At 70.4% G+C, this 26,723-nt stretch carries 22 protein-coding genes and 3 pseudogenes; 13 read left to right on the forward strand and 12 right to left on the reverse strand.

What is annotated here, in order from left to right; genetic code table 11:
- The first annotated feature begins 2 nt into the window (after window positions 1-2).
- Window positions 3-2,984: a hypothetical protein gene (locus tag OHN74_RS02015; protein ID WP_327692753.1), complete on the forward strand. Its 2,982-nt coding sequence runs from the start codon at window positions 3-5 to the stop codon at window positions 2,982-2,984.
- 33 nt (window positions 2,985-3,017) lie between these two features.
- On the opposite strand, the gene OHN74_RS02020 is transcribed toward OHN74_RS02015, so the two are convergent.
- The gene (locus OHN74_RS02020) at window positions 3,018-4,043 is read right to left on the reverse strand and encodes a LacI family DNA-binding transcriptional regulator (protein ID WP_327692754.1); all 1,026 of its coding nucleotides are present in this window, start codon (window positions 4,041-4,043) and stop codon (window positions 3,018-3,020) included.
- A 203-nt stretch (window positions 4,044-4,246) separates the two neighbouring features.
- On the opposite strand from OHN74_RS02020, the gene OHN74_RS02025 reads away from it, so the two are divergent.
- From OHN74_RS02025 to OHN74_RS02035, 3 genes are all read left to right on the forward strand, one after another.
- Complete coding sequence (locus tag OHN74_RS02025) at window positions 4,247-6,946, forward strand: cellulosome protein (protein ID WP_327692755.1); 2,700 nt, start codon at window positions 4,247-4,249, stop codon at window positions 6,944-6,946.
- A gap of 175 nt (window positions 6,947-7,121) precedes the next feature.
- Complete coding sequence (locus tag OHN74_RS02030) at window positions 7,122-7,778, forward strand: ATP-dependent Clp protease proteolytic subunit (protein ID WP_327692756.1); 657 nt, start codon at window positions 7,122-7,124, stop codon at window positions 7,776-7,778.
- A 1-nt stretch (window position 7,779) separates the two neighbouring features.
- A complete protein-coding gene (locus OHN74_RS02035; RefSeq protein WP_327692757.1) occupies window positions 7,780-8,382 on the forward strand; it encodes a ClpP family protease in 603 nt (200 codons plus the stop codon).
- Window positions 8,383-8,415: 33 nt separating this feature from the next.
- Here OHN74_RS02035 and OHN74_RS02040 read toward each other — a convergent pair whose 3' ends face one another.
- The gene (locus OHN74_RS02040) at window positions 8,416-8,823 is read right to left on the reverse strand and encodes a helix-turn-helix domain-containing protein (protein ID WP_327692758.1); all 408 of its coding nucleotides are present in this window, start codon (window positions 8,821-8,823) and stop codon (window positions 8,416-8,418) included.
- 96 nt (window positions 8,824-8,919) lie between these two features.
- Between OHN74_RS02040 and OHN74_RS02045 the strand changes: the two genes are divergently transcribed.
- Complete coding sequence (locus tag OHN74_RS02045) at window positions 8,920-9,696, forward strand: class I SAM-dependent methyltransferase (protein ID WP_327692759.1); 777 nt, start codon at window positions 8,920-8,922, stop codon at window positions 9,694-9,696.
- A gap of 309 nt (window positions 9,697-10,005) precedes the next feature.
- Window positions 10,006-10,893, forward strand: coding sequence for an RNA polymerase sigma factor SigF (locus tag OHN74_RS02050; protein WP_327692760.1), 888 nt, complete (start codon window positions 10,006-10,008; stop codon window positions 10,891-10,893).
- A 73-nt stretch (window positions 10,894-10,966) separates the two neighbouring features.
- Here the strand turns inward: OHN74_RS02050 and OHN74_RS02055 are convergent, their stop codons facing one another.
- Both OHN74_RS02055 and OHN74_RS02060 read right to left on the reverse strand, forming a co-directional pair.
- Entirely contained in the window at window positions 10,967-11,434 is a 468-nt protein-coding gene (locus OHN74_RS02055; RefSeq protein WP_327692761.1) for an ATP-binding protein, read from the reverse strand.
- A gap of 105 nt (window positions 11,435-11,539) precedes the next feature.
- Complete coding sequence (locus OHN74_RS02060; RefSeq protein ID WP_327692762.1) at window positions 11,540-12,823, reverse strand: DUF6777 domain-containing protein; 1,284 nt, start codon at window positions 12,821-12,823, stop codon at window positions 11,540-11,542.
- Between the two features lie 162 nt (window positions 12,824-12,985).
- On the opposite strand from OHN74_RS02060, the gene OHN74_RS02065 reads away from it, so the two are divergent.
- Together OHN74_RS02065 and OHN74_RS02070 are read left to right on the forward strand one after the other, a co-directional pair.
- Window positions 12,986-14,275, forward strand: coding sequence for a streptophobe family protein (locus OHN74_RS02065; RefSeq protein WP_327692763.1), 1,290 nt, complete (start codon window positions 12,986-12,988; stop codon window positions 14,273-14,275).
- 34 nt (window positions 14,276-14,309) lie between these two features.
- Window positions 14,310-14,462 (forward strand): hypothetical protein, encoded by a 153-nt coding sequence (locus OHN74_RS02070; RefSeq protein ID WP_327692764.1) that lies wholly within the window; start codon window positions 14,310-14,312, stop codon window positions 14,460-14,462.
- Between the two features lie 128 nt (window positions 14,463-14,590).
- Here OHN74_RS02070 and OHN74_RS02075 read toward each other — a convergent pair whose 3' ends face one another.
- The 4 genes from OHN74_RS02075 to OHN74_RS02090 form a co-directional block, all read right to left on the reverse strand.
- Entirely contained in the window at window positions 14,591-15,607 is a 1,017-nt protein-coding gene (locus OHN74_RS02075) for a serine/threonine-protein kinase (RefSeq protein WP_327692765.1), read from the reverse strand.
- Window positions 15,607-16,209, reverse strand: a complete 603-nt coding sequence (locus tag OHN74_RS02080; RefSeq protein ID WP_327692766.1) for a hypothetical protein — start codon at window positions 16,207-16,209, stop codon at window positions 15,607-15,609. The genes OHN74_RS02075 and OHN74_RS02080 overlap by 1 nt, the downstream gene beginning before the upstream one ends.
- A 14-nt stretch (window positions 16,210-16,223) precedes the next feature.
- Window positions 16,224-18,566: an ABC transporter ATP-binding protein/permease gene (locus tag OHN74_RS02085; protein WP_327692767.1), complete on the reverse strand. Its 2,343-nt coding sequence runs from the start codon at window positions 18,564-18,566 to the stop codon at window positions 16,224-16,226.
- 69 nt (window positions 18,567-18,635) lie between these two features.
- Window positions 18,636-19,046 carry a hypothetical protein gene (locus OHN74_RS02090; protein ID WP_327692768.1) on the reverse strand — a complete coding sequence of 137 codons (411 nt, stop codon included), beginning with the start codon at window positions 19,044-19,046 and terminating at the stop codon, window positions 18,636-18,638.
- 332 nt (window positions 19,047-19,378) lie between these two features.
- Here OHN74_RS02090 and OHN74_RS02095 point away from each other — a divergent pair, with 332 nt between their 5' ends.
- Window positions 19,379-19,675, forward strand: a complete 297-nt coding sequence (locus OHN74_RS02095) for a DUF1905 domain-containing protein (RefSeq protein ID WP_327692769.1) — start codon at window positions 19,379-19,381, stop codon at window positions 19,673-19,675.
- Window positions 19,676-19,689: 14 nt separating this feature from the next.
- Here OHN74_RS02095 and mgrA read toward each other — a convergent pair whose 3' ends face one another.
- The gene (gene mgrA / locus OHN74_RS02100) at window positions 19,690-20,682 is read right to left on the reverse strand and encodes an L-glyceraldehyde 3-phosphate reductase (protein ID WP_327692770.1); all 993 of its coding nucleotides are present in this window, start codon (window positions 20,680-20,682) and stop codon (window positions 19,690-19,692) included.
- A gap of 119 nt (window positions 20,683-20,801) precedes the next feature.
- On the opposite strand from mgrA, the gene OHN74_RS02105 reads away from it, so the two are divergent.
- The gene (locus OHN74_RS02105) at window positions 20,802-21,689 is read left to right on the forward strand and encodes a LysR family transcriptional regulator (protein ID WP_327692771.1); all 888 of its coding nucleotides are present in this window, start codon (window positions 20,802-20,804) and stop codon (window positions 21,687-21,689) included.
- A gap of 55 nt (window positions 21,690-21,744) precedes the next feature.
- Window positions 21,745-22,260 (forward strand): mycothiol transferase, encoded by a 516-nt coding sequence (locus tag OHN74_RS02110; RefSeq protein ID WP_327692772.1) that lies wholly within the window; start codon window positions 21,745-21,747, stop codon window positions 22,258-22,260.
- Here the strand turns inward: OHN74_RS02110 and OHN74_RS02115 are convergent.
- Both OHN74_RS02115 and OHN74_RS02120 read right to left on the reverse strand, forming a co-directional pair.
- Complete coding sequence (locus OHN74_RS02115) at window positions 22,242-23,312, reverse strand: adenosine deaminase (RefSeq protein WP_327692773.1); 1,071 nt, start codon at window positions 23,310-23,312, stop codon at window positions 22,242-22,244. The genes OHN74_RS02110 and OHN74_RS02115 overlap by 19 nt on opposite strands.
- Before the next feature lie 40 nt (window positions 23,313-23,352).
- Window positions 23,353-23,748 (reverse strand): VOC family protein, encoded by a 396-nt coding sequence (locus tag OHN74_RS02120; RefSeq protein ID WP_327692774.1) that lies wholly within the window; start codon window positions 23,746-23,748, stop codon window positions 23,353-23,355.
- 522 nt (window positions 23,749-24,270) lie between these two features.
- Between OHN74_RS02120 and OHN74_RS02125 the strand changes: the two are divergent.
- Window positions 24,271-24,501, forward strand: a pseudogene (locus OHN74_RS02125) (phosphatase PAP2 family protein); the annotation flags it as partial.
- A gap of 253 nt (window positions 24,502-24,754) precedes the next feature.
- Window positions 24,755-25,462 (forward strand): annotated as a pseudogene (locus tag OHN74_RS02130) (dienelactone hydrolase family protein).
- A gap of 131 nt (window positions 25,463-25,593) precedes the next feature.
- On the opposite strand, the pseudogene OHN74_RS02135 reads toward OHN74_RS02130, so the two are convergent.
- Window positions 25,594-26,541: pseudogene (locus tag OHN74_RS02135) on the reverse strand (hydrolase); the annotation flags it as partial.
- Window positions 26,542-26,723 lie beyond the last annotated feature (182 nt).

Genomic DNA, 26,723 nt, shown 5'->3' on the forward strand with positions numbered 1-26,723 from the left:
CTATGCGGGACGACGAGGTCGTACACGGCGAACAGGTCGCACACGACGAGCAGGTCGAACAGGTCGACGGCGCGGGCGTGTCGGCGCTGTACGGGGAGCCGTTCGACGGCGGTTTCGCCCTGGCCGAGGAACATCAGCTGGCCGCCGACCTCACGGCCGCGTGTGCCGTCTACGAGGAGTTGCTCACCCTGGCGGAGTCCATCGAGGACTCGCCCGACGTACGGTTCCTGCGGGCTCATCTGCTGTCGAACCTCGCGAGCGTCCGGCTCACCGCCACGGACCTCGCCGGGGCCGAGGACGCCGTCGAGCGGTCCCGCGCCCTGCTCGACAGCATCGCGGCCGCGCCGATGGGGCCGCGCGGCCGTCAACTGTGGCTGGAAGTCCTGCTGAAGACTCTTTTCGCCACGGCCGACCTGCGGCGCAGGACGGGACGTCTGGACGAGGCGCTGGCGTGTCTCGACGAAGCGGCGGCCAGGCTGCCCGAGTTCGACGATCCGGAAGGACTGCGCGGCGCCGAACTCGGCTCGAACCGCGTGCATCTGCTGATGGAGCGCGGCGAGTGGGGAGCGGCCGAGGAACACGCGACGGCGCTGCTGTCCACCCTGGAGGCGACCGGGCTGGAGACCGTGCCGCGGCTGCTGACCGCGCTCGGTCTGATCTGCTCCTCGACCGGGCGCTACGACGAGGCCGAGGACTGCCTCGCCCGTGCGGAGGAGCACTTCCGGGCCCTGGGGGACATCGGCGAGCAGCACTCACTGATCGCGCACCGGGCGCACGTCGCGCTGGACCGGGGCGAACTCGACGTCGCGGAGCGGCTGTTCGCCGAGGCGTCCGCGTTCTTCGAGCGGCAACGACGCTTCGGCGACCTGGCTGTCTGCGAACAGGCCCGCGCCTTTCTCGCCGGCCGGCGCGGCGACAGCAGTGGCGCGGGCGACCTGATGGCGGCGAGCCTGGCCCGCTTCGAGGAACTCGGCGCCTCGATAGCCGCCGCCGACACCATGCTGCTGGGCGCCCAACTCGCCTACGACCGGGGCGACATCACCGAGATGAAACGGCTGGCCCAGGAGGCTCGGGACATCTACCAAGCCCGGGAGGTGTACGAGCGGTGCGCACAGGTCGACCTCATGCTGGCGAGAACCCTTGAGGACAACCTGAACCGGACCGACCACGGCGACCACCAGACGCTGTCGATCGACAACGCGCTCTCCCTCGCACTTCCCGCCGCCCTGACCCTTCAGGCGGCGCGCTTCGACTTCGCCACCGCCCGCGCACGCCATCAGTGGCTCCAACTGGCTGACGACGCGATGGAGTTGGCCTTCCGCCTCGCCGTACGCCGACAGGACCAGGGTTTGTTGTTCGAGCTGGTGGAACACCGCAGCGCGGGCGCTCTGCTGGCTCTGGACCGTACGCCGTCGGCAGCGCCCCACGCTTCGCCCTCGGGGTCCGCCGAGGGCGCCGATTCGGTCTTCCCGAGTGCGGCCATGAAGGCGTACGCGCACCCCGACGGCCCGATGACCCTCGGCGGGGCGGCGGCAGAGGTCGCCGCCTCCGCGGGCCTGCGCGTCGCGCCGCCGCCGAAGGTGCGGATGGCGGCGCAGGGTGCCGGTCGCGTGGCGCTCCAGGAGTACATCGCGGGGGCCGAATTCCGCTATCACCGGCGGATCGTGAACGACGAAGAGGTCCCGTTCTGGTTCACCGACGACCTGACGGGCCGCCCGGTCGTCCAGGTCCGGCTGGCCGACGCCGGCGACCTGTTCATGACCTGGACCTGGGCCGGCGGCGCCCGGGGATTCGGCACCGGCCAGGGGCCCGCCGGCGAAGTCAACCGGGCGGTGCGGGAGTTGGCCGCCGCGTTGCCGGGGACGGGCGAGGGAGCGACGGGAGTGCGACGTGCCTTCGACTCGGGTGCGATGACGGAGCAAGAGGCCGAGCACCGGCTCGCGCGGCTGCTGGCAGAGGCGCTGTGGCCGGAAGGGCTGACGGCTCAGATACGCCAGGTGTCCGAGCGGGCGGGCCGCCCGCTGGTCCGGATCCAGCCCTCGCCCCGGGTCGCCCAGGTCCCCTGGGAACTCCTCGCCGTCGACGGCTCCACCGACGAACGGCTCATCGAGCTGGCGGACGTCGTGACCACCGCACCGGTGTCGGTGCGACGCCAGACCGACACCGCACGCCCGGCGCGGGACCGGGACACCGCCGCGCACACCGGACCGGTCGTTCTCGTCCTCGACCCCAGGATCCCCGGATTCCGGGCCGACTCCACGCTCGGCTCCGTCCTGGGACCGCCCGGATCGGACCCGGAGCTGTCGTCCTTCGTACAGCGGCGTCTCGACACCGGCGCCGTCGTGCCGGCCGTCGCCACCCCGGCGGAGGCGTTCCGCCGCACCGACCTGGACCGGGACTGGCTGGGCCAGGTGCTCCGCAAGGGGGCCCGCAGGCTCCTGTACGTCGGGCATGTGAGCGGCGCGCCGGTAGAGGGCGGGCAGAGCGAGGACGGCACGCTCCATCTGTGCTGCGGCCCGGGAACCGCCGGCCTGGCCGAACCTCTCCGCGGTGGTCATCGCCCGTTGTCGGCCAAGGACCTCCTGCTGGGCACACTGCCCCTGCGTGCGGACGGCGAGCCGGGGGCCCTGCTCTGGCCCTCGCCGGCGCGGGTCGCCCTCATCGGCTGCGAGAGCGGCGGAGACCTCCGCTTCGCCGAGTCGTTCGGCCTCGCGACAGCGATGATCCACAACGGTGCCGAGCTGGTCACCGCCACCCGCTGGGTGCTGCCGACCAGCTTCGCCTTCCACCACCTGGCCGGCCTGCCCGAGTCCGTACGCCCGCTGACGGAGGCGGTCATCGCCGTCGACACAGCCCACGAACACGCCGATCCCGTGGCCCGGCTCGGGCGCTGGCAGCGCGAGCGACTCGACCGGTGGCGGAGCGGGGGCCGGATCGAGCACTCACCGCTGCTGTGGGCGGCCCTCACCTCGATCACCGTATGACCACGTCACCCCGAACGAGGGAAGGACGAGCTGTCAGCCGTCGACCGTGAGCGTCGGGGCGGGGCCGGTGCTGGCGCGCAGGGAGATGGGCGGTGCGAGGAGATGGTGGCGTGGGGCCGCGTCGGGGTGGTCGAGCCGCTCGACGAGCAGTTCGACGGCGAGCCGGCCCAGTTGCTCGGCCGGTACGTCCGCCGCGGTGAGCTGCGGGGTCACGGTCTCCGCCCACCGTCCGGCCACGACCCCGGTGAGGGAGAAGTCGCGCGGTACGTGCCGTCCTGCCACGGCCAGGCCCCGGTAGAGACCGCCGAGCGCGGCCTCGTTCAGGGTGACCAGTGCCGTGGTGTCGGGGTCCTCGTGAAGGATCCGCTCCAGGCAGTCCTGCCCGGACGGTGCGTCGTCGCCGCAGCAGTACGTCCGTACGGTGAGCCCGCGTTCGGCCGCGGCCTTGGTGAAGCCGTCGAGACCGCGGTGCGCCGACTCGTAGCCGGCCCGCAGCAGGTGCTCGGGCCGGTTCACGAAGGCGATCCGGCGGTGTCCCAGGTCGGCGAGGTGGTTGACGCAGGCCGCCGCCAGTGCCGTGTGGTCGAGACCGACCCACCAGTCCTGGTCCGAGCCCGCCGTGCGGCCGATGCAGACGGCGGGGAAGTTCTCCTCGCCCAGGTGGTCGACCCGGTCGTCCTGGAGCCTGATCTCCATGAGGATCGCGCCGTCGACCCGGCGCTCCGCCAGCAGCCGCTGGAACGAGCGGTCGCTGTCCACACCGCTCGGGGAGAGCAGCACGTCGTAGTCGTACGCCGCCGCGGCCTCCACCACGCTGCCGATGAAGTCGAGCTGCATGCCGGTGTAGTGGTTCCCGGCCGGCGGGAAGACCAGGCCGATGGTGCTGGTCCGGCCGTTGGCCAGGGCACGTGCGCTGGCGTTGGGCCGATAGCCCAGCTCGTCGATCACCTGCTGGATCCTGCGCCGGGTCTCCTCCGAGACGGAGCGCTTGCCGCTCAGCGCGTAGGACACGGTGCTCCGCGAGACACCGGCCCGCTTGGCGATCTCCCCGATGTTCACGCCACTCCTCTGTCGAACCGGTTCGCGTGAAGGCACGCTAAGAGCGGAGGCGGCCGATGTCAATGACGAACACGGATCTCCGAACATCCGTCAGCCTATCCATGTTGAAGGTATTGCTCACCGCTTTTCGGCGGTGCTAACTTCCGGCACGCATTCTTCGAACCGGTTCGACAGTCATGACGGATCACCTCACGGAGACCTCAGTGCGACGCACCCGCAGCAGAACCACAGCCGGCGCCACCGCCGTCACCGCCCTCGCCGCCCTGCTCGCCGTACCCGCCACCGGCGGCACGGCCCGCGCGGCGGAACCCGAACGGCTCACCATCGACCTCGCCACCGACACCGGCGCCTTCCACGGCGGTGCCTCCGGCTCGCTCTACGGCGTGTACGGCGACGGCGTGCCCAGCCGCAACGTCCTTGAGGGCATGCACGTCCGTACGGTGTCGACGAAGGCACAGGACGGCCCCCAGCACCCGGGTGCGGACGCCCTGGAGATGCTGCCGCCGTTCGTGGACTCGGGCGGCAAGGACGTCTACGTCTACATGACCGACATCTACCGCGGCTTCCCCTACCAGTGGCCGGGGGCGGACGGTCCGGCACGGCTCGCCGACTTCAAGGAGAAGATCAGGAAGCAGGTCCAGCAGGTCCTGACCCTGGACGACGCGTACAAGGACCACGTCGTGTACGTCCCCTTCAACGAGCCCGAAGGGAACATGTTCGGCACCGGCGAGTGGAGCTACAACAAGGTCTCCTGGCTCGACGACCCGCAGTACTACTTCGCGGCCTGGAAGGAGGTCTACCACCTCATCAAGGGCCTCGACCCGGACGCCCGCATCGCGGGACCCAACACCAGCGTCCTCTACGACCAGGTCAAGGGCTTCCTGCGATACGCCAAGTCCAATGCCGTGGTGCCGGACGTGATGACCTGGCACGAACTGTCGTCACCCGCGGCGGTCCGCACCAACGTGGCGAAGTACCGGCAGATGGAGAAGGACGTCGGCGTCGGCCCGCTGCCGGTCAACGTGAACGAGTACGGCCACAACTACCACCTCTCCGTGCCCGGTCAGGTCGTCCAGTGGGTCTCCGCCATCGAGGAGTCGAAGATCGACGCGGACCTCGCCTACTGGAACATCGACGGCAACCTCAACGACTCGGCGGTGGAGGCCAACAAGGGCAACGGCCAGTGGTGGCTGTTCAACGCCTACGGGCAGATGTCCGGCCACACGGTCGAGGTGACCGCCCCGCATCCCAACCAGCAGTACACCCTCCAGGGCGTCGCCACCCTCGACGAGTCCAAGAAGCAGTCGCGGGCGATCTTCGGCGGCAAGAGCGGTGACGCCGACGTCGTCTTCCGGAACATCGACCCCGCACTGTTCGGCAAGGCCGTGCACGCCACCGTGCAGGAGATTCCCTGGACCGGCCAGGTCGGCGACTCCGCCCAGCCGCTGCGGCTGGCCGACCGGGAGCTGACGGTCGGCGCGGACGGCGCCGTCACCCTGCCCATGACCGGCATGAACGAGATGTCTGCCTACCAGGTCATCCTCTCCCCCGGCGGCCACGGCGCAGTGTCCGTCGAGCCCTCGGTGAGCTGGCGCAGGACGTACGAGGCCGAGAACGCCACCTACACCGGCGGCGGTTACTCGAAGAACGGCCCCGAGGGCACGCCCTCCAACGTGGGCGGGTTCGCCACGTCCGGGACCTACAACGTCGGCGGCCTGCGCACCGGGTCCGACGGGGTCCTCGGCTTCGACGTGGAGGTCCCGCAGGACGGCACGTACGACCTCAGTGTGTTCGCCAACTCCTACAACCTGTACGACCTGGTGAAGGCGCAGGGGCCCACCAACGTCTTCCTGCGTGTCGACGGCGCCGATCCGCAGGAGCTCAGGCTGCCGCTCGGTTACAAGTGGGTGGTCTGGGGCCACACCGACACCACGGTGAAGCTGACCGCCGGCAAGCACCGCATCACCCTCGCCGCAAAGGACCCCGACCTGGGTGCCACCAAGGGCGACGCCATCATCGACAAGGTCGACCTCGCGCTGCGGGACGCGCGGGTGACCGCACCCGCGGTCTACGAGGCCGAGTACGCCACCCTCGCCGGAACCCTGCCCACCTACACCCGCCCCGGCGCCTCGGGCCCCGGCACGGTCCCGCTGGCCAAGGGCGACTCCGCGACCTTCTGGGTCCACTCCCCCACCGACGGTGAATCGACCGTGTACGTCGACCACTTGGGCGGCGGCCGAGCGAGCCTCTCCCTCAACGGTGAGAAGCTCGACGTTCCCAAGGTCGGGGGTGACAAGAAGGGCAGAGACCGGGTGCGGGTGTTCCTGTCCGGCGGCATCAACAAGATCACCGTCACCGGCGCCTCACGGACACTGGTCCTCGACCGGCTGCGGGTCAGGAGGTCCAGCGGCACGCTGACGACCAGGATCTACCAGGCGGAGGACGGCCGGCTGAGCGGTGCCGCCAAGGTGACCGACGCGTACCCCTTCGCCACCGGCGGCAGGGCGGTCACCGACATCGGAGACGGCAGGGCCAACGCCCTCACCCTCGACGTCGTCGCCGACAAGGCCGGCCGGCACGCCGTGACCGTCCGCTACTCCAACGCGGAACAGCCGCCCGCCACGCACTACAACCCCGACCCGATCGCCCGGCACGCCGACCTCTCCGTCAACGGCGGGCCGGCCCGCCGGGTGCTGTTCCCGACGACCTTCCACTTCAACAACTTCTGGGAGCTGACCGTCCCGCTCACCCTGAAGAAGGGAACCAACCGGCTCACCTTCACTGCCGAGGAACTGCCCGACTTCAACGGCGACACCTACAACCAGTACGACCAGCGATCCCCGTACGCACCGGTCATCGACCGCATCGCCGTCACCCCCATCACGGAGAAGCGGCCCGGGTGACGCCCCGGCCCGGGCCCTCCTCGGCCCGGGCCCTCTGCCGTCGGCGAATCTGCTGCGGGCCGAGAAACCGGCCTCCGTCGTCGAGTCGGGTCGAGAGTGGGAAGCGCGGAGCCATCCGCCGATCGACGAACCACGACCCACGATCGATGACTCAACGACTCGACGAGGAGCCCCTATGTCCCTGCTCACCACCGCCGGTCCCTGGCCGGCGCTGCTGCCCCGGGCCGAGGAGGGCGACACCCCGCCCTCCCGGTTCGACGACCATCTCGCCGCCCAACTGCTCGCCCAGCGCATCGTGTTCCTCGGAACGCAGGTCGACGAGGTCTCGGCGAACCGGATCTGCGTCCAGTTGCTCCTGCTGTCGGCGGAGGACCCGCGCACCGACATCAGCCTGTACATCAACAGCCCCGGCGGCTCGGTGACGGCGGGCCTCGCCATCTACGACACCATGCAGCTGATCCCCAACGACGTGTCCACGCTCGCCATGGGATTCGCGGCCAGCATGGGCCAGTTCCTGCTCAGCGTCGGCGCGCCCGGCAAGCGGTACGCGCTGCCGAACGCGCGGATCATGATGCACCAGCCGTCGGCCGGTATCGGCGGGACCACCGCCGACATCGAGATCCAGGCGGAGAACCTGGAGTTCACGAAGCGGGCCGTCGAGCGGATCACCGCCCAGCACACCGGCCAGAGCGAGGAGACCATCTCGCGGGACGGCGACCGCGACCGCTGGTTCACGGCCGAACAGGCCAAGGAGTACGGCATGGTGGACCGGGTGGTCGGCTCGCTGGCCGACGTGCGCCCGGCCGCCTCGCGACGACGGATGGGGCTCTGACATGGGGACGTACACGATTCCGAACGTCGTCGAGCGCACCCCGCAGGGCGAGCGGTCGTACGACGTGTTCAGCCGGCTGCTGTCCGAGCGGATCATCTTTCTCGGCACCGAGATCGACGACGGCGTCGCCAACGTCGTCATCGCACAACTCCTGCATCTGGAGTCGTCGTCACCGGAGCAGGAGATCGCGATCTACATCAACTCGCCCGGCGGCTCGTTCACTTCGCTCATGGCGATCTACGACACCATGACCTACGTGCGGGCGCCGATCTCGACGTTCTGTGTCGGCCAGGCGGCCTCGACCGCGGCGGTACTGCTTGCCGGAGGCGATCCCGGCCGCCGGTTCGTCCTCGAACACGCCCGGGTGCTGCTGGGCCAGCCGGCCAGCGGCGGCCACCGGGGCACAGTGTCCGACCTGGCCGTCCAGGCCAGGGAGATGGTCCGCATCCGCGCACAGGTCGAGGAGGTGCTCTCCCGGCACACGCACCACGACGTGACGACCCTGCGCGCGGACATGGACCGCGACAAGGTGTTCACCGCCGCGGAGGCGGTGGCCTACGGCCTGGCCGACGAGGTGGTGAGCCGCCGCCTGGCCGATGTCTGACGGCGGCACGTCGGACGGGCGCGCGCCAGCCTGCTAGGCGACCAGGCACAGCCCGTTGTACGGGGTGGAGGTCGTCGCACGCGCCCTGGTACGGCTTCGGGTGTGCCGTGTCAGCTCGCTCTGGGTCAGGGACAGCAGGTCTCCCAGGCCCAGGCCGAGGGCCCCGGCGGCCGCCGCGAGGACCTCCGAGGAGGCTTCCTTGCGGCCCCGCTCCAGCTCCGACAGGTAGGGCATGGAGATCCTGGCCGCGTCGGCGACATCCTTGAGGGTGCGTTCCTGGGCGAGCCGTTCGCGGCGCAGGACGTCGCCGACCAGATCTCGGAAGAGCGGTTCCCTGGGTGCGGGCCGCTCCGGGGTCATCGGGGCGGCGGGAGCCGGAGCCGGTGCGGTCTTCGGACGCAGCGGGATCACGCGGGCCTGGTTCGGCGCTTGATTGCTCACCTCCTCAGCCTAAAAGCGATCGCTTCCGAGGGAAGGGGTCGGCATTCTGCCCTGGGTGGAATCACCACGACAGGACGAACGGGCCGAGGGGCGAACATGCTGCGGGACACATTCGACGAGGCGGCGGAACTGTACGACCGGGCCCGCCCCCGGTATCCAGAGACGCTCGTGGACGACCTGGTCCGCGCGGCCGGCCTCGGCCCGGGCAGCCGAGTCCTGGAGATCGCCCCGGGTACGGGTCAGCTCACCGTCCCGCTGGCCACTACGGGATGCCGGCTCACGGCCGTCGAGCTGGGCCCGTCCCTGGCGGCCGTGGCCCGGCACAACCTGCGGGCGTTTCCGCTGGCGGAGGTGACGGTCGCCGACTTCGAGCACTGGCCGCTGCCGCCCGAACCGTTCGACCTGGTCGTCTGCGCGACCGCGTTCCACTGGCTCGACCCGGCGGTACGGCTGCCCAGGATGGCTCGGGCGCTCCGGCCCGGCGGGCTTCTCGCGCTCGTCACCACGCACCATGTCAAGGGCGGCACCGTCGACTTCTTCCAGCGGGTGCAGCGCTGCTACGAGCAGTGGGACCCGGCCACGCCACCCGGCCTCCGGCAGGTCGACGAGGCCGACACCGCGACCGACACCGGCGAGCTGGACCGGTCCGAACACTTCGACGGTGTCGAAGTCCGGCGCCACGCACAGGACATCGCGTACTCCGTCGACGAGTACATCGACGTCCTGCTCACCTATTCGAACCACCGCGCGCTGGACGCGCCCTCACGCGACGGCCTGCTCGCCGGTATCCGGGACCTGATCGACACGCGGTACGGCGGCCGGGTCGACAAGCGTTACCTCCATGAGCTGATCATGGCGAGACGAGTCTCCTGAGCGCACCACGAAGCCCTTCACAGCGAGTACATCGGGTGGGGTGCACCAGGACCGGGTGCTCTACGCCGATCCTCCGGGTGGCGTGGACCGCAATCGCTCCACGACGTCTACGCAGGCGCCACGATCAGCCCCGCAGTCCTTACTGCCAGGTCAACACCCATGGTTCTGCGGGCTTTTCGCACCGTGTGTCCACCGGTTTTTTTGCAGGGAGCAATATTTGTGGCATGCCCTGCGCCCGACCGGGTACGCGCAGTCCGGTAACCGTTCCATCGTCCGCAGCTCGATGTTTTCGTGGGAGAGGTACAGGTAATGGACACCGCCATGATCCGGTCGAAGGCAGAGGTCGCCATGGACACCGCCGGAGCCAGGACGGGTGACGCCCCACTGCCCGGGATCCCGGAACCGCGAAAGGTGGCCCCGCGTGACGCGCGGGAGCTGTCCCGCCAGTTCTTCAGGCGCATGAACGAACTCGAAGAGGGCACGCACGAGCACCAGTACGCGCGCAACACCCTGATCGAGATGAACATGTCGCTCGTGCGGTTCGCCGCCGGACGTTTCCGGGGCCGCGGCGACGACATGGAGGACATCGTCCAGGTCGGGATGATCGGCCTGATCAAGGCCATCGACCGGTTCGAGCTGTCCCGCGAGGTGGAGTTCACCTCGTTCGCGGTGCCGTACATCGTCGGTGAGATCAAGCGGTTCTTCCGTGACACGACCTGGGCGGTGCACGTACCGCGGCGCCTCCAGGAGCTGCGTGTCGAGCTGGCCAAGGCTCGCGAGGAACTGTCGAGCAGGCTGGACCGTGATCCGACGGTCGCCGAACTCGCCACACTGATGAACCTGTCGGAGGAGGAGGTCGTCGAAGGCCAGATCGCCTCCAACGGCTACAACTCCGCCTCCCTCGACGCCGCGTTGACCGGCGACGGGCCCGACGACGGTGAAGCGGTACTGGCCGACTTCATCGGGGTCGAGGAACACGGCATGCGGCTGGTCGAGGACTTCCAGTCGCTCGCCCCGCTGCTCGCCGAACTCAGCGACCGGGACCATCGGATCATCCATCTGCGGTTCGTCGAGGAGGCCACCCAGGCGGAGATCGGTGAGCTGCTCGGCTGCTCGCAGATGCATGTCTCCCGCCTGATCAAGCGCATCATCACGCAGCTGCGCGAGGGCATGCTCGGCGAGCTGGACTACGCCTGACCTGCCTGTCGACCCTGTCGACCTGCCCGTCCCCATCAACCGGTGAGTCGAGACCAGTGAGTCCGGTCTCGACTCACCGATCGGGGTTGAGGGGATTGAGCGGCAGCACGGCCCTGACGTACTTGCCGACCGGCACCCGGCGGACGGTCACCTCGGTGGCGAGTGCGTGGACGATCTCCAGACCGTGCCTGCCGATCCGTTCCGGGTCCCGGGGGTAGCGCAGAGGCAGCGCGGCGCTGCTGTCGTAGACGGACACCGTCGCCGAGCTCTCCGTGCCCTCAAGTTCGAGAACGTACGGGCCGTGACTGTGCCGGTCCGCGTTGGTGACCAACTCACTGACCACCAGAACCAGTTCGCCGTCGATACGCTCGTCCGTCGGGGCGTACCACTCCTTCCTCAACTGCTCGAGGAATTTCGTGGCGAAGGCACGTGCCTCGGCGATGCAGCCCGGCTCGCCGGTGAAGTGCGTCGCCCTTCGTAGCGGTTCGACGGGGTCGCCGAAACCAGTCGGTATCACTGCTCCGCCCAGCTGTTCGATCATGTGCTGCTCTCTCGGTGGCCGGATCCGGCCGGACCCGGTCGCATCACTGCTCGTACCCAGAGTCGCGCTTCGCAGTCCACCGGTCTCCTCGGCCTCCCCCGGAAGTCAGGAGGACGGCGAGGTGGACTCCGGCTGAGGCGCTAACCCGGAGAGGCCGTCGTCGGGCGGGGACTGAGGTGAAGCGGGGGCCGAGGACGGTGGCTCGACGGCCGGGGGCGAGGAGGGGGGTGCGCTCGACGTCGGCGGGCAGGGTGTGACCGACGGGCTCGCGGTGCCCGGTGACGCGGGCGAGGCAGGTGTCCCGGTGGAGGCGGTGGGTGAGGACACGCACGGCAGCGGTGACTGCGGCGGCAGCAGGCCGGGCGACGCGGTTGTCGGCTCCGAGGACGCCGCCGATGGCGCCGACGAACTGTCCGACGGGGTCGGCGGGTCGACCGGCGGGTCGGTCTTCTGGTCGTGCCGCCCCGTGTCGCCGTGGTGGCGGTGGAACCAGTCGCCGTGCTCGGGGTCGTAGACGACGAAGATGTTGATGACTGTGGTTGCGGGCGCCACGACGACCACGTTCGAGGAGCGGTAGGAGGGCCACGCGTCGCCCTTCGTGCGCGGGGCGCTCTGCTGTCGTACGGGGTCGGTGAGCGGGTTGCCGCAGGCGCAGCGCACACGCGGCCGGCCGCGGTCGTCCACTAGGACTGCCGTGCCGGTCTGGAGAACGGCCTGGTAGCTGGTGGCGGCCGCGTCGCGGTAGCCGTGGTTGGTGACGCGGGTGTCCATGCGCAGTTGTACGGGGGTGAGTGAGCGCAGGTACGCGGGGACCCCGGCGGGCTTGAGGCCGAGGACCGAGGCGAACGCCCCGTTCTTCGCGGGGGCCGCCCCGAGCACCCGGATCTGCTTCTCCACGTCGCAGCTGGCGACCTTCCGTGTGCCGCCGTACAGACCTGGGGCGCCGCCGTCCACGCCTCGTACGGCGTTCGAGGTGGCTGTTGTCGAGACCGTGGCGGTGGGGGTCGTGGCCGGTGGGGCGGAGCTGTCCTTGGCCGTGGACTCGGTGAAGGGGTCCGGGCCCGACTTGTCCGCGGCCTGGAGGAAGACCTCGCCGCTCGCCCGGTCGGTGGTGCCGTCGGAGCGGGTGAGAACGACGATCAGGGCCACGGCGGCCACGACCGAGGTGGCGAGCACCGCGATGCGGGGCACCGACCTCCACCAGGGCCGGTCGTGCCCGGGTCCACTTCCGGGCCCACCACCGCCCGCGCCTCCGTCACCGCCGCCTCCCGCACCTCCGCCGTCGGCGGGCGGCTGGGACGGTGGTCCCGCGGGCGGCTGGGAGGGGCCCGACAAGGGGCCTGAGGGTGGTCCTGTGGGGCGGCCGGAGGACGGCTGTTCGACGCTCACGGGCTCTTCTTCCGACGTGGGCTTCTGCGGCCATTGATTCCGATTCGCGCCGCTTTCTTCCACAACATTCCCATTGTGTGCCCTGGCCCCGGGGAGCCCGCAAGCGGACGCCCCCGCTCCTCCCGACAGGCGCCCCGCCCGAGTGCTGCTTAGCGTGGCAGGGTGAGCACGCGAACCCCCGCTCCCGTGCCGGTGCTCGCCGAGGAGCGGACCGTCTCCCGGCACGGCTGGGTACAGGCCCTGGCCGCGGTGCTGACCGGGCTGGGCGCCATGGTGCTGACCGCCGGGCTGGGGCTGTGGGCCGCCGGTGCGGGCGATCTGCCGGACGGCGCGTTCCCCCGGGTCGTCGCGGCCACCGTCGTGACAGCGGTCGGCGGCAGTGTCGAACTCACCGGCGACGCCGGTGACCTGGCCGAGACAGCCGGCGGCCTGACCGTGATGCCGCTGTCGGTGACACTGGTCGGGGCGCTCGTGACCGGTGCGGGTTTCCTTCGGCCGCTGCGGCACCGGGCCGTCGCCGGGGCTCCCGAGCTGGCCGGCTGGGCGGCGCGCATCGCCGTGCTGTGGCTGCTGGGCCTGACCGGTCTGGCGTTCGCGGCCCGGCAGACCTTCGCGGTCTCGCTGGGCGACGGAACGCTGGGTGACATCGGCGACGTCTTCGGCGCCGCACCCAGGATCGGCTTCACGACCGACGTACCGCCGACGCTCCTCGCCGGTCTGCTGTGGCTGGCGGGCGTACTGGCGCTGGCCCTGCTGGTCTCGCGCGGGGCCCCGCTGCCGGCGCGTCTGCTGCGCTTCCAGGAGTCGGTGCGTCCGGCCGCGTACGCCATGGTCGTGCTGCTGCTCGCCTTCGTGGCCCTCGGCACCGTGATCGGGCTTGTCGTGGCGGTGACGCGCGGACAGCCCGCGCAGTCGCTCGCGCTGGTCCTGCTGGGCATGCCGAACCTGGTCTGGCTCGCCCTCACCACCGGGCTGGGCGCGACCTGGGAGGGGCGAGTCGACGGTCCCTTCGGGCTGCCGATGCCGCATGTCCTCGACGAGGTGCTGCGCACCCCGGACACCGCCACGCTCAACCTGGACACCCTCTCCGGCTACGACGGCAGGGTGTGGTGGCTGGTGGCCGTCGACGCGGTGCTGCTGCTGGCCGCCGCGTTCCTGATGGCGGCGCGCTCACCGGCCCGGATGCGGGCCTGGCAGCACGCCGTGCACATGGCGGTCGCGCTCGCGCTGACCGTCCTGATGATCTGCCTGATCGGCCGGATCTCCGCCCACTACGGCCTGTCCGTGCTCGGCATCGGCGACCTCGGCGGAAACCTCTCCGGCAGCCTGTTCCTGCGCCCCCAGCTGTGGGGCGCGCTCGGTCTCGCGCTGCTCTGGGGGCTGGTCACCGGGTTCCTGGGGGCACTGCTGGCCCGGCGGGTGCACCGGCGGGGCGAGGTCGAAACCCGTTAGGCGTGGTTCTGGCGGCCGTGGGAGCGTGACCCTCATGACGTTGACCGTCGAAGACCGGCTGACCGTCACGGAGTTGATCGCACCGCACGGTCATCTCGTCGACGAAGGACACCTCGACCGCACTGCGGAGGTGTTCACCACTCCAAGGGACTGGGCGCCATGGCGGACGGCACCTGCGGCTCGGTGACGTACGACGACACAGTGGTCCGGGTAGACGGGGGCCGGCGGATCTCGTACCGGAAGGTGTCCGCACGGCGGGTGGCGTTGGGCGGGTTCGGGCACAGGTGACGCCGAATCCACCCGCCCGAAGTCCGGTTACCCCGAGCGCCGGTGGCCCTGCCGGGTGAACACCGGGCGCGCCCAGGCCGGCGGTCTCGGTGGCCGCTCCTCACCGGGCTCGGGCAGTCGGACCACCTGTGTGGGGGTGTGACCGACGTGCACGGGCCCTGTCGAGGCCGCGCGGAGGGCGGCGACGAAGTCGAGGCAGGAGTCGTAGCGGTCGTCGGGGCTCTTGGCGAGGGCCTTCGCGAACACCGGGTCGACCGCGGACGGGAGTTCGGGGCGCTGCTCGGTCAGCGGTGGTGGCTGGTCGTACTGGTGGGCCCACAACAGGGCCATGTCGTCGTCGCGTTGGAAGGGCGGGTGGCCCGCCAGGATCTCGTGGACGACGCACGCGAAGCCGTAGACGTCGCAGCGGCCGTCGACCGGGCGGCCCGAGATCTGTTCGGGCGACACGTAGTCGAGGGTGCCGACGAACTGGCCGACGGTCGTGAAGCCGGTGAGCGACAGCGACTTCTTCGTCAGGCCGAAGTCGGTGAGGTAGACGTGCTCGGGGTGGTCGGTGTCGGTGCCCCGGGCGACCAGGATGTTGCCGGGTTTGACGTCCCGGTGGACCAGGCCGTGCTCGTGGGCGGCGTCGAGCGCCGAGGCGACCTGAGCGGCGATGCGGATGGCGGTGGGGAGCGGCAGCGGGCCCTTGCGGTCCAGGAGATGACGCAGGTCGCTGCCTTCGACGTACCGCATGGCGATGTAGAGGATGCCGTCCGTCTCGTCGGCCTCGAAGACCGGGACGATGTGCGGATGGTCGATCGCGGCGGCCACCCGGGACTCATGGGTGAAGCGTTTGCGGAAGGTGTCGTTGCGGGCGAGTTCGGGGGCGAGGAGTTTCAGGGCGACGGTCCGGTCGAGCCGCAGGTCCTTGGCCCGGTAGACGACGGCCATGCCGCCGCGGCCGATCTCCTCCTCGACGCGGTACCCGGCGATCTGCTTCCCGAGCAGGTCGGAGGGCCGCCCCGCGTGCGACCGCGTGTCGTGGTCCGGGTCACGCCCCATCAGCCGCCACCGCTGCCCATGCCGCCGCCGTCGTCCCTGACGACCTGGGTGGGCGCGTGGCCCAGGTCGGGCACCACCTGCGTCGGCTCCCGCTCGGGGGCGGCGGGTTCCCGGTCGGCGGCGTACGTGCTCAGCCGCGTGCCGTCGGTGTACACCCACCGCTCGTGCTCGGCGTCGTACAGCCACACGGACTCGCCGTCGACGACGATCCCGATCCGTTGTCCCCGCGTACGCCCCCGGAACGCCTCCCGGTCGAGTGCGCCCCCGACCAACTCCTCCACGGCCCCGCGGTAGCCGGCCAGCGCTTGTTCGGCACGGGCCAGGAGGGGGCGTGGGTCGGCGGTGCGGGCCAGTGGGGCGCCGGCGGCGGGCGGGTCCTGCGGTACGGCGACCAGGAGCCGTCCGTCGACCCAGGCGGACCAGCCGTTCGCGCACCGGACGTGCCCCCAGTCGCCGCGCCGCTCGACCAGTTCCACCGGCAGCAGCGCGTCGAGGGCCACGGTGGGCCGGGACGGGTCGGGCGCGTCCCAGGCGGCCAGGCCGTCCTGCGGGACGACGTGCGTGGGCCGGAATCCGGAGATCTGGTATCCCGGGGACGTCATCTCACCCACCCCCTCTACTTCCGCATGACGGCCGGTTCGTGGCGCCGCAGCAGCCGGAGGACCAGGTACCCGAAGACCACCGACAGCACGACCAGCATCCCCGCATTGAGCAGCCAGACCCCGGCCGAGTGTTCGAACAGCGGGTCGCCGGTCAGCTCGCCGGGGACGATCCGCGACAGCCCGATCGTGCCCGCCATCGCGCCGAGCGCCCACCGGGAGGGCACCAGCCAGGAGAGCTGTTCGATGCCGGGGACACCGTCGAGTTTGAGCAGGGCCCCGCAGAACACCACCTGGACGATGGCCAGCAGCACGAGCAGCGGCATCGTCACCTCCTCCTTGCGGACGAGCGCCGACACCAGCAGGCCGAGCATCATCGCCGTGAAGGCGAGCAGCGCGACGGCGACCGTGAGCTCCACGAGGGGTGGCATCAACACGCCTTCCCCGCCGGGTGCGCCGAGATCGACGCCGAGCAGGGCGACGAGGGTCAGCACGACGGCCTGGGCGACGGTGATCGTCCCGAGGACGACGACCTTCGACATCAGGTACGCCGATCTGGACAGCCCGACGGCCCGTTCCCGTTGGTAGATCACGCGTTCCTTGACCAGTTCGCGCACGGCGTTGGCCGCCCCCGTCAGGACGCCGCCGACACACAGGATGAGCAGCGCGTTCATCGCCGTCTCCTGGGTCAGCCTGCTGCCCGCCAGTGCCCGGGCCATCGCACCCATCACGAACGGCAGCGCGACCATGATGGCGAGGAAGGTGCGGTCGGCGCTCAGCGCGGCCGTGTAGCGGCGGACCAGGGTGCTCAGCTGGGCGCCCCAGCTCTGTGGCTTGGGCGGGGGCGGGGCGGCGTCGACCGGGCCCGACCTCGACAGCCGGGGCTGGGCGGTCGAGTTGACGATGTACTGCCCGTGGAACGGTGAGACGCGGTACTCCCCCGCCCAGTCCCGTTCCTGGTCGCGCTCGAAGGCCTCGAACGCCTCGGGCCACTGCTCGTACCCGAAGAAGGCGAGGGTGTCCTGGGGCGGCCCGTAGTAGGCGACCTTGCCGCCCGGCGCGAGGACGAGCAGCCGGTCGCAGACGTCGAGGCTGAGCACGCTGTGGGTGACGACGATGACGGTCCGGCCGTCGTCGGCGAGGCCGCGCAGCATGTGCATCACCGATCGGTCCATCCCCGGGTCCAGGCCCGAGGTCGGTTCGTCGAGGAAGAGCAGCGACGGCTTGGTGAGCAGTTCCAGGGCGACGCTGACCCGCTTGCGCTGGCCGCCGGAGAGGCTGTGCACGGGCTGGTGGACGCGTTGTTCCAGGCCGAGTTCGCGCACCACCTCGTCGACGCGGGCCCGTCGTTCCGCCTTCGCGGTGTCCTGCGGGAAGCGCAGTTCGGCGGCGTAGGTGAGGGCTCCGCGCACGGTCAGCTGGGCGTGCAGGATGTCGTCCTGCGGGACCAGGCCGATGCGCTGGCGCAGTTCGGCGTAGTCGCGGTAGAGGTCACGTCCGTCGTAGAGGACCGTGCCGTGGTCGGCGGGGCGCAGGCCGGTCAGGGCGTTGAGGAGGGTGGACTTCCCGGCGCCGCTGGGTCCGACGACCGCGAGCAGGCACTTCTCCCCCACCGGGAAGGACACGCCCTCCAGGAGTGTCTTGCGTCCGTGGTCGACGGCGACGGTGAGGTCCTGGACGTCGAGGGACACCTCGCCGGTGTCCACGTACTCCTGGAGCTGGTCGCCGACCAGGCAGAACGCGGAGTGGCCGACGCCGACGATGTCACCGGGAGCGACGATCGCCCGGGCGACGGGCGCGCCGTTGAGGAACGTGCCGTTGTGGCTGCCGAGGTCGACGATCTCGTACGTCCCGTCCGGTCGGGCGCGCAGTTCGGCGTGCCGGCGGGAGACGACGAGGTCGTCGACGACGAGGTCGTTGTCGGCGCCGCGGCCGATGCGGACGGTACGGGCGGACAGTGGCCGCACGGTGGTGGGCCGGCGGAAGGTGCCGGTCATGGCCGGCATGGAGACCGCCGAGGGGCGTTCGCCGTCCGGCGGGGGTGGGGTGACGAGGACGGCTCTCGGACCGTCGGCGGGGCTGCCGAAGCGCAGGACGCTGCCGGGTCCGACGTCCCGTTCGTGGATGCGCACGCCGTCGGCGTATGTGCCGTTGGTGCTGTTCTCGTCCTCGACCGTCCAGTGGTCCGTCCCGGGCCGCAGCACCGCGTGGTGCCACGAGACGCGGGCGTCGTCGATGACGATCTCGCTGAGCGGGTCGCGTCCGACGTGATAGTCGCGGCCCGGACTCATCACCGTGGAGCCCGTCTCCGTCTCCAGGACGAGTTCGGGCGCGGTCGGCGCGACCGAGCGGTCTACCATGACCAGAATTCTAGCGATTCGTCCGCATATACGCCTGGCCAGCCGCAGGGACTACGGCGGCCTCGGCGGCTAGGCGACCGGTACGACCAGTGCCGGGTTGGTCCGCTGCATCCGCAGAGCGTCCACGGACTCGGCGAGCAGTTCGTACTCGGCGGTCTCGTCGTACGTGGCGATCCGTACGAGCCGGCCGGCCGCCAACTCGTCGGCGACCAGCTCCTGTTGATAGGGGTCCATGGACCAGGTGCGCAGCAGGCCGGGCACGTCGGGCGTGGTGGCGGTCACCGGGATGAGCGAGTTCGGGGGGAAGTACGGTTCGTCGGGCTGCGGATCGAGGCGTTCGGCGATCCAGTTCGCACGGTCCCGCAGCCACCACAGGGCCAGCGCCAGGGTGGGTGCGCGGTAGGTACCCAGCGGTACGCCGATACGTCGGCCCGCGCAGACGCCGTACGCCGTGACATGGCAAAGGAACTCGTCGTGCACGATCTTTCCCCCGATCGCCCGCCGGCCGTGCCTCGCTTTCCGTGCGACTCGCTCGCTGTACGCGTTGGTGCTGGTCACTCGATGGTCACTCAGTGGTGCAGCGTTCTACCAGTTAAGTGTCTTCACTATTGACACTCTGTCACCACGCCTTTCCAGCCAGTTTCCAGGCATTCTCCTGGCATATTCCTGGCAGGTATGGACCGGAATCCGACGGGACAGTCTCTTTTCCTGCCGCAGGATCTACGGAGATTCTCGAAGATCATGGGATTCGCGATGAGTTTTCCACTTCCCAGTGGTCTCAAGAGCGAAGACCACTGGAAATGGAGGGCCCCATGGCCACCAGCGAAAAAGTCGACAAGATCGACGAGGAATTCACAGCCGTACTGCGCAAAAGCCCGGCACCCGGGGGCTGGACCTACCTGGTCTGGCCGGAATCCGCCACGTTCTTCGGTACCCGCGGCCTGGTCAAGGTCGGCGGGACGATCGACGGGCACCCTTTCCGCAGTTCGTTCATGGCGCTGGGCGACGGCACCCACAAACTCCCCGTGAAGGCCGAGATCAGGAAAGCCATCGGTAAGGAAGAGGGTGACACCGTGACAGTACGGCTGGCGGAGCGGCTCCGTTCATAAGGGGCGCGGAAAGATCAGCTCTTGATGACCGCGTCGATCCGGGCCAGCTCGTCGTCGGAGAACTCCAGGTTGGCGATGGCCGCGACGCTGTCCTCCAGCTGCTGTGGGCTGCTCGCGCCGACGAGGGCCGAGGTGACCCGGCCGCCGCGCAGGACCCAGGCCAGGGCCAGCTGGGCCAGACTCTGGCCGCGGGTCTTGGCGATGCCGTCGAGGGCGCGCAACTGCTGCACGAGGTCCTCGGTGATCCGGTCGGAGTTCAGGAAGGGGCTGTCGCTCGCCGCCCGCGAGTCCGCCGGGATGCCGTCGAGGTAGCGGCCGGTGAGCAGGCCCTGCTCCAGCGGGGAGAAGACGATGGAGCCGACCTGGAGCTCGTCCAGCGCGTCCAGCAGGCCCTCGTCCTCCGGGCGGCGGTCGAGCATCGAGTAGCGGGGCTGGTGGATCAGGAGCGGCGTGCCCAGCTCGGCGAGGATTCGGGCGGCCTCCCGGGTCTGCTCCGCCGAGTAGTTGGAGATGCCGACGTAGAGCGCCTTGCCCTGCTGGACCGCCGTGTGCAGGGCGCCCATCGTCTCCTCCAGCGGAGTCTCCGGGTCGGGGCGGTGCGAGTAGAAGATGTCGACGTAGTCCAGGCCCATGCGGGTCAGGCTCTGGTCCAGGGAGGAGAGCAGGTACTTGCGCGAGCCCCATTCGCCGTACGGGCCCGGCCACATGAGGTAACCCGCCTTCGTGGAGATCACGAGTTCGTCGCGGTACGGGGCGAAGTCGGCCTTGAGGGCCTCACCCAGCGCGGACTCGGCGGCGCCGGGCGGCGGGCCGTAGTTGTTGGCCAGGTCGAAGTGGGTGACACCCAGGTCGAAGGCGCGCCGCAGAATGGCCCGCTGGGTGTCGACCGAACGGTCCGGTCCGAAGTTGTGCCACAGGCCGAGCGACAGCGCGGGAAGCTTCAGGCCGCTGCGTCCGGTGCGCCGGTAGGGCATGTCCGCGTAACGGTCGGTGTGTGCGGTGTACAACGCGACTCCAGAAGGGTTGGCACGACGGATGTGATCAGTCTGGTCCCACTCTTCCCCCGGAGACGGGCAGTGGTCCAACAGGAGAATCCGATGGAATTCAGCGGTTAGGCTTCTCAATCATGGAACTACGCCATCTCCAGCACTTCGTCGCGGTCGCGGAGGACCAGCATTTCACCCGGGCCGCCGAACGGCTGATGGTGTCCCAGTCGGGTCTGTCGGCCTCGATCCGCGCACTGGAGCGCGAGCTGCAGACCCCGCTGTTCGTGCGTACCACCCGCCGGGTGACGCTCACCGAGGCGGGACGGGCGCTGCTGGGCGAGGCCGAGCGCATCCTGGCAGGGGTGCGGGCGGCGCACGACGCCGTGGCCGCCGTACAGGGCGTGCTGCGGGGGACGCTCTCGCTGGGCGCGGAGCAGTGCATCGGAGGGGTGGATGTCGCCGGGCTGCTCGCCGCGTTCCGGCGGCGTCATCCCGATGTGGAGATCCGGCTGCGCCAGGCGGGTTCCGAGGCGATCGCGGACGAGGTCGCCGCCGGGCGGCTCGACCTGGCCTTCGCCATCCGCACCCGTGGGGACTCCGACCAGCTGCGTTCCGTACCGCTGAGCAGCGAGCCGATGACCGTGCTGTGCCATCCGAGCCATCCGCTCGCCCTCGCGGGTGCGGTGACGCCGGAGGAACTGGGCGGTGAGGCGTTCGTCGACTTCCATCCGGACTGGGGGCCGCGCCGCATCACGGACGAGGTGTTCGCAGCCGCCTGCGTACGGCGGACCGTGGCCCTTGAGGTCAACGACGTGCACAGCCTCCTGGACCTGGTGGGTGAGGGGCTCGGCGTCGCGGTGGTGCCCCGGCACTTCGCGCACAAGCGCGCGGCCCTGACGGCACTGCCCGTGAAGGGCACCGGGGAGACGGTGTACGAGACGGTCGCCATGCTGCCGCCGCCGCAGGCCACGAGTCCGGCGGCCCGGGCGCTGATGGAACTGCTGGAGCGACCCGAGCGGCAGGCCTGACACCGCCGGCCCCCTTCTCGATGCCGTGGGCATCGCGGTGCCTATGGTGGGTGGCATGGATGCCAAGGACGTTCTCATCGACGCGTACGGCCGGATCCAGGAAGAGGTCCACGCAGCAGTGGACGGCCTGTCCCCGGACCTCCTCAACACTCGGCCCGCCCCCGATTCCAACTCCGTCGCCTGGCTGGTCTGGCACCTCACCCGGGTCCAGGACGACCATGTCGCCGGGGCGGCCGGGTTCGACCAGGTCTGGCTGAGCGAGGGCTGGGAGAAGCGCTTCGCACTGGGACTGGAGGCCGGCGACATCGGCTACGGCCACAGCGCGCGGCAGGTCGCCCGGGTGCGGGTGGAGTCGGGTGACCTGCTGCTCGGCTACTACGACGCGGTGCACGCGCAGAGCCTCAAGTTCCTGCGGGGCCTGACCGCGGGCGACTTCGAGCGGGTCGTCGACGAGCGCTGGGACCCGCCGGTCACTCTCGGCGTACGACTGGTCAGTGTCCTGGCCGACGATCTGCAGCACGTCGGCCAGGCCGCCTATCTGCGGGGACTGCTTCAGAGCGCCGAGGCGTAGCCCGGCAGGACGACGTCCTCGATGAGGGCCTTGCGCTCGTCGAACGGGATGAACGCGCTCTTGACCGCGTTCACGGTGACCGTGCGCAGGTCCTCGACCGTCCAGCCGGCCTCCTCGACCAGGAGGGACATCTCGCGGGTCATCGTCGTCCCCGACACCAGCCGGTTGTCGGTGTTGAGGGTGACGCGGAAGCCCAGGTCGCGCAGGGCGGTGATGGGGTGCTCGGCGATCGACGTGGCCGCGCCCGTCTGGAGGTTGGAGGTCGGGCACATCTCCAGGGCGATCCGGCGGTCGCGCACCCAGCCCGCGAGGTGGCCGAGCTTGCCGTCCACGATGTCGTCGGTGATGCGGACGCCGTGGCCGATGCGCTGGGCGCCGCAGACCTGGAGGGCCTGGTGGATGCTGGGCAGACCGTGGGCCTCGCCGGCGTGGATGGTGAACGGCACGCTCTCGCTGCGCAGGTGTTCGAAGGCGGCGAGGTGGTCGGCGGGCGGGAAGCCGTCCTCGGCGCCGGCGATGTCGAAGCCGACGACACCGGCGTCCCTGAAGGCGACGGCCAGGTCGGCGGCCTCACGGACGCGGTCGAACATGCGCATCCCGCACAGGAGTGTCCCGACCCGCACCGGGGTGCCCGCGGCGGCGGCCTTCGCCATACCCGCCGCCAGGCCCTCCTGGACCGTCTCGACGACCTCGGGGAGGGTCAGGCCACTGTTCACGTTCAGTTCGGGGGCGTAGCGCACCTCGGCGTAGACGACACCGTCCTCGGCGAGGTCGAGGACGTACTCCTCGGCGGTGCGCAGCAGCCCCTCGCGGGTCTGCATCACGGCGAGGGTGTGCTCGAAGGTGGCTATGTAGCGCACCAGATCACCGGAGTTGGCGGCCTCGTAGTACCAGGCGGCCAGCTCGTCCGGATCGGTGGTGGGCAGGGTGTGACCGACCTCGGCTGCGAGCTCGACCAGGGTGGCGGGGCGCAGGCCTCCGTCGAGGTGGTCGTGCAGCACGGCCTTGGGGAGGCGGCGGAGGGTGGCGGTGTCGACGGGGGACGCGGTCATGTGCGGTGTTCCTCGGCAGGTGGTGGTGCGGTGGGATGGGTCAGTCGGTGGTGGGCTGGAGGAGGTCCCAGCGGTTGCCGTACAGGTCCTGGAAGACGGCGACCGAGCCGTACGCCTCATGGCGCGGCTCCTCCAGGAAGGTCACGCCGGCAGCGGTCATCCGGGCGTGGTCGCGGGCGAAGTCGTCGGTGTGCAGGAAGAAGCCGACACGTCCGCCGGTCTGGTCGCCGATCCGGGCACGCTGGTCCTCGCCCTTGGCCCGGGCGAGGACCAGCCCGGCGGACGTGTCTGCCGTGCCCGGCTCGACGACGACCCAGCGGGAGCCGTCCGGGCGCGGGGTGTCCTCGACGAGCCGGAAGCCGAGCGCGTCGGTGTAGAAGCGGATCGCCTTGTCGTAGTCGTCGACGACGAGGGTGACCAGGGCGATGCGTCTCATCGGCTCTCCTCGGTCTGTCGGGGTGGTGGCGCGGTGGCCTGTCCGGCCGACCTGCGCATCACGTGCGGTTGACGGGTGAGGTTATACGTAACACCCGGGGTGTGTCACCTCCGTGTCCGCACGTGTGATCCGCTCCCCGTCCACGGGTCCCGGGAACGATCGCCGGGACGTGATCGTCGAGCAGATGTGAACCATGAGCGTGCCGTACCAAGGGCCGGCTCTCCTGCGCTGGGGAGCCTGGTCGCTTTTGTGCTGCTGACCCTGCTCGCCGTCACGGTCGTCGCGCGGGGCGGCGCCACCCTCTTCGGCGACCGGGATCTGCTGGAGTGGTCACTCGCCCACCGCCCGGACCTGGCCGTCACCCTCGCCCGCGTGGTGACGCACACCGGCACGGGCTTCGTCCCGTACGTCCTGGTCGCCCTGGCCGGCCACCTGCTCGGCCGGACCGCACGGCAGCGGATCCAGGCAGCCGCCGCCTGTCTCGTCTGTCTGGTCGCCGCCCAGGCGGTGCGGTTCTCGGTGATGGCGCTGCTGTCCCGGCCCCGGCCCGCCACGGCGCACTGGGCGACGGACGCCGGCCACTGGTCGTTCCCCTCGGGCCACACCACCACGTCGGCCATCACCGCCGGACTGCTCGTCCTGGCCGTCCGGACACGGGCGCCGCGCGGCCGGTATCTGATCGCCGCCGCCGTCGGCTGCTGGGGCGTGCTGGTCGGGCTGACCAGGGTCTATCTGGGCGTCCACTGGTTCTCGGACGTCGTCGGCGGCTGGCTGTTCGCCGTGTGGTGGCTGGGCCTCGTGGCGTACGGGGTGGCGCGCTTCGCGCCGGACGCCTGGGCGCAGGTCCAGCGCGGCGAGGGGACCGCGCGGCCTGGGAAGACGCTGTTGCCCGGCATACCGGGGCCGGGATCAGAGGGCGGATTCGTCCGTGGCAAGGTGGGGATCGCGTCGGAGTCCGACTGCGGCGCACCCCCACCGAGCGCTGCCCCTCCAGGAGTTGAGTGCCATGTCCGAGCTGCCGAAGCCGACCGGATCCCCCCTCCCACCAGAACGTGACGTTTCCCAGCGCTGACACCACCGCGCACGGCTATCTGGCGTTGCCGCCGTCCGGCAGCGGACCCGGCGTCATCGTCATCCAGGAGTGGTGGGGCTGACCGACCACATAGCGGACGTCACCGACCGCCTCGCGCGGGAGCGCTTCGTCGCCCCCGCCCCCGACCTCTACGGCGGAAACGTCGCGCACGAGAGCGAGGAGGCGCTGCGCATGATGCTGGCCCTGCCGGTGTCGAAGGGTGTCGAGCTCCTCTCCGGCGCGGTCGACTATCTGCTGGCACGGCCGGAGGTCACCTCCGAGACGGTCGGCTCGGTCGGTTTCTGCATGGGCGGCGGCTTCATGCTCCACCAGGCGGCGGCCGACCCGCGCGTCAGCGCCGCCGTGCCGTTCTACGGCGTGATCCAGGGCGAGTTGCCCGACTTCTCCGGGCTCAAGGCCGAGGTGCTGGGCCACTACGGCGAACGCGACGCGAGCATCCCGGTGGAGAAGCTGGACGCGCTTCACGAGGCCGTCAAGGAGCAGTCCGGTATCACCCCGGATCTGCGCGTCTACCCGGCCGACCACGCCTTCTTCAACGACTCCCGCCCGGTGTACGACGCGGAGTCGGCGACCCGGGCGTGGGAGAGCACGGTGCCGTTCCTGAAGGAGCAGGTGCGCTGAACGCCGGTGCGCTGAACGCCGGTGCGCTGAGCATGGGCGCCTGACGCGAGGGAGGGCGGGCCCGGGGGTGGTTTCCCCGGGCCCGCCCTCCCCTTTTCGGACTTGTACGTCGGTGGCGGTCCCCTGCGTCAGCCGCTCGCGCCCGCGAGCCATGCCGTGGCGTTGAGGGCGAGGGGCGCGTTGGTGGCGCCGGTGTCGTTCCAGCCGTCGTACAGGGTGTTTCCGGACTGGCCGGTGCCGTCGTCGATCGGGGAGCTGTCGCCCCAGAACGCGATCCGGCCGCTGCCGAAGGTGCTGGTGAGGAAGAAGGCGCCGGTGTTGCCCGAGTAGCCGGAGCGGTAGAGCAGGCCCTTCACGGCGGAGTTGTCGGCGGGCTTGAGGGTGGCCGTCGTTCCGCTGGCAATGAGGCTCTTGGTGACCGTGCCGAAGGTGCCGTGCAGGACCGGATCGGACGCGGCGGTGATCGCGGCCGGGTAGCCGGAGCTGATGCTCAGGGAGTCGATGGAGAAGCCGAAGGGGTCGGTCGAGTCGACGCTGTTGTTGGTCATCAGGTCGTTGAGGATCTCGACTGCGTCCTCTCCGTCGTTGTTGCGGTCGGCCCCGGTGTGGTCGGAGATCATGAAGAGGCCGCCGCCGTTCTGGACGAACTTCATGATGGCGGTCTTCTCGGCGGTGGTGAACAGTGTGTTGGGCTCGGGAAGCACCAGTGTGTCGAACTTCGACAGATCGGTCGCAGTGGATCCCCCGTAGGCGAGGCTGGAACCCGAGGCCAGCGTCTTGAGGCTGTAGTCGCCGGTCTCCTGGAGGGCGACACCCCAGGAGGAGAGCGCCCCCGTCCAGTCGGTCTCGTCGGAAGGAGCCGAGTCCTCGGAGAGCGGGTCGGGCTGGCTCTTGGAGATGATCCAGTCGGCGTTGCCGGCCGTCTCGGCGTGGGCGTTGTCGAACAGGATCCGGTGGGGGGTGGCCGCTGTCGCGGCGGTCGCGTCGGCGGTGGCCTGGACGGCGACGCCGGTGGCGATCAGGCCGAGTACGGCCAGGGCCGAGGTGAATCTGTGGCGGGACCCGGTGATGGCGTACATCTGGCATTCCTCCATGGGTGGGGGGAGAGCTGGGGGAAAGCGGTGCGGGTGACGAATCTGCGCGCGTAGACCGGGCGTTGAAGGGATCCCGGTGCACACAAGGCAGGACCGTACCGACAAGATCCACGCCACCGGGAGGCCCGGCCGGGGTTTCACGTAAAGCTCTTACGCACATGCAACCA

The sequence above is a fragment of the Streptomyces sp. NBC_00459 genome, assembly GCF_036013955.1.
GTDB lineage: Bacteria > Actinomycetota > Actinomycetes > Streptomycetales > Streptomycetaceae > Streptomyces.